This is a genomic window from Pseudomonas mandelii, from assembly GCF_002251635.1.
In the GTDB taxonomy this organism is placed as follows: Bacteria; Pseudomonadota; Gammaproteobacteria; order Pseudomonadales; family Pseudomonadaceae; genus Aquipseudomonas; species Aquipseudomonas mandelii_B.
This window is the reverse complement of sequence record NZ_NMOJ01000176.1, coordinates 1-1,939: the sequence shown is the minus strand read 5'-3', so window position 1 is coordinate 1,939 and position 1,939 is coordinate 1. Positions and strand designations below refer to the sequence as shown.

At 58.4% G+C, this 1,939-nt stretch carries 3 protein-coding genes; 1 reads left to right on the top strand and 2 read right to left on the bottom strand.

Translation table 11 applies throughout. The annotated features are described in order from the left end of the window. Positions 1–364 precede the first annotated feature (364 nt). Positions 365–778 carry a DUF4124 domain-containing protein gene (locus B7L09_RS22020; RefSeq protein WP_094470630.1) on the top strand — a complete coding sequence of 138 codons (414 nt, stop codon included), beginning with the start codon at positions 365–367 and terminating at the stop codon, positions 776–778. 18 nt (positions 779–796) lie between these two features. Here B7L09_RS22020 and B7L09_RS22015 read toward each other — a convergent pair whose 3' ends face one another. Together B7L09_RS22015 and B7L09_RS22010 are read right to left on the bottom strand one after the other, a co-directional pair. Further along, positions 797–1,132, bottom strand: coding sequence for a YqcC family protein (locus B7L09_RS22015; RefSeq protein WP_094470629.1), 336 nt, complete (start codon positions 1,130–1,132; stop codon positions 797–799). After that, positions 1,132–1,866, bottom strand: a complete 735-nt coding sequence (locus tag B7L09_RS22010; protein WP_094470628.1) for a tetratricopeptide repeat protein — start codon at positions 1,864–1,866, stop codon at positions 1,132–1,134. The genes B7L09_RS22015 and B7L09_RS22010 overlap by 1 nt, the downstream gene beginning before the upstream one ends. Positions 1,867–1,939 lie beyond the last annotated feature (73 nt).

The window sequence follows — 1,939 nt, the reverse complement described above, 5'->3', positions numbered from 1 at the left end:
ATAAACNNCGACGGGTCTTAATAGGTTTACTTCTCAACAGAGCATGAGCGACGGTGGTCGCCGACTACGTCAGCACTGACTGAGCAAGTATTGGGATCGTCCCAAGTGTTGCGGGCTTTTCCCACCCAGCGCGAGGTAACGCGTTGCGGGTGTTACAGGTCGGCGCGGGTGTGCGCCTCATGATCTGCTGAGCGGGCCTGCTTCTGGCAGTCCCGATACAGCGGACTTTGGATTCTTCTGTTTCGTCCTCTGCAAGTCAAGCCGTCTATGTGCTTTATTGAAGTAAGCACATGAGAAAGCAAGAAAAAACCGCTAAACCGCAACTGTGTTAGCTTCAATTGCGCAACTCTGGCAAGGAAATGGCATGCGAACGTTCTTCATGGTCACTTTGCTGATCAGCCCATTGTGTGTGGCCGGTCAGATCTATAAATGGGTCGACGCCCAAGGCGTGACCCACTTCGACGCGCAACCGCCGCAAGGCCAGGAGGCCACCACCGTGGTGACGCCCTCCCCGCCTGCCGGCAAACCCGCTGCACCAACGCGCAGCACGGCGATTGGCGATCAACAGGCCATCGACAACACAGTGAAAAAGCAGGTCGCCGAGCAGCAAGCCCAGCTAAAGGTGTTCTGCGAGCAGGCGCGAACAAACCTGGCCCAGCTGCAGAACAATCCGCGATTGCGCGAGGAAGTCGACGGTGAGATGCGCCGTCTCAATGACGAGCAGCGTCAGGAACGCATTACCGAAGCACAAAAACAGATTGGGGATAACTGCCAGTAGGCACTGGCAGTATCCGGTTCAGCGAGAGGCGGTGATCAGTAGGTCGAACTCTTTGAGCAAGACCTGCAAATAGCGATCCTTGCCCTGAACATTGCGGGCGGCGAAGACCATTTCGGCCATCTCCTGAATCCCTGATGCGTTGGGCAGCGGCAAATCCTGTTCGAGGATGACCTTCATCTTCGGCAGGAAGATCCATTGCAGCCACTGCTCGAAATCCAGCGTATCGACCGAAAAAGGTTCGACGCTGGATAACGCTTCAGCGGAGGGCGCAACTTCATCCCACCATCCCTGAACCCGTAGCTCACGCTCGATCAACAGCAGTTGCTCGGCAATCTTGGGGAAGCGTGCATCCATCACGATACAACCTTGGCCTTCTGACGGGCCAGCGCCGCACCTGCGGAATCACCCTGTTTCTCACGCGCCTGGGCGATCAATTCCCACAGGCTGGCCTGAAGCGCCGGACGACCATTGGCGAACGTCAGGCCACGACGGGCGAACTGTTCAGCCTGTGGTGCATCGCCTTGGGCCATGCGCACCTGAGCCAGACGATAAAGCACTTGCGGCTCACGCGGTGCAACACGCTGGGCACGCTCGAGACTGGAGGATGCACCGTTGAGATCACCGCTGGCCTGTTGCTGTTGAGCGGTGGTCAACAATGCCAGTACCGGGCCATCCAGCTGTTCATCGGCAGACAAGCCGCCGGAGCTCGCCGAAGGAATCCCGCTCGGCGTCGACGGCATGCTGTAGCTGCCCTGATTGATCGGTGCCGACTGTACCGGCGAGGTGTCGATCGGCCCCGGGGTAATCGGGCCAGGCGTAATCGGACCGGTGCTGATCGGTGCCGAGGCCACTGCTCCGCCACCCGGCACCATCACGACGACACCCGTGTCGCCTTGTGGAATCGCCTGAGCCTGGGCTTGCACAGGACGTTTAGTCGTCGTCTGACGGAAACCGCCATTTGCCGACACTCGCTCACTGTTGGAGACAGCACTGCCAGAGTCCACAACCGGAATCGAACCGCGTTGTACGGAGGAACAACCGCTGAGCAAAGCCACGGCGGTAACCGCTGGAATCAACCACTTGTTCACTTGAAACCCTCTTTAGCTTAATTCATCCAGCCCTTGACCCAATCCATCACCGTTTCGCCGNANGCGGGACTGT

Excerpts from the sequence above, each read along its gene's own strand:
- B7L09_RS22020 (WP_094470630.1), top strand. The coding sequence starts at position 365 with ATGCGAACGTTCTTCATGGTCACTTTGCTGATCAGCCCATTGTGTGTG.
- B7L09_RS22015 (WP_094470629.1), bottom strand. The coding sequence starts at position 1,132 with ATGGATGCACGCTTCCCCAAGATTGCCGAGCAACTGCTGTTGATCGAG.